General features: G+C 42.4%; 1 protein-coding gene. It reads right to left on the bottom strand.

The genetic code is table 11. From position 1 onward, the window contains the following. On the bottom strand, window positions 1-311 hold a 311-nt coding region (locus JEM49_RS09220), incomplete at both ends, for an IS66 family transposase zinc-finger binding domain-containing protein (protein WP_201874746.1).

Here is a 311-nt window from a genome sequence, read left to right as displayed (position 1 = left end):
AGTGAATGAGCGATGAGTGAAGCTGAACCTAGACCATGGTTTAGGGGAGCTTTAGGTACTGCAGCTTTAATGATCTTGTCGCTAAGATTTCTTTGACTGCAATATTTACATTTGTAAGCATGTTGGATATGGTCTAGCCTTTTAAGTTGAGCTGGGATAAACAATAATTCTTGGCGAACTGACTGCTTGCCTATCTCAATCAGCTCATGATGACAATCAGGACAATGCTTGTCGCCTAATTCATGGTGAACCTCTTCAGCTGGAAGGGCAGCTAGTAAGTCAGCACGCTTTCGTTTGTGAGCTTGTCTTTT

It is taken from the genome of Lactobacillus sp. A27 (assembly GCF_016742815.1).
Taxonomy (GTDB): Bacteria; Bacillota; Bacilli; order Lactobacillales; family Lactobacillaceae; genus Lactobacillus; species Lactobacillus gallinarum.
Note: the sequence above shows the minus strand (reverse complement) of the source record. Positions and strands in the feature narration are given on the sequence as shown.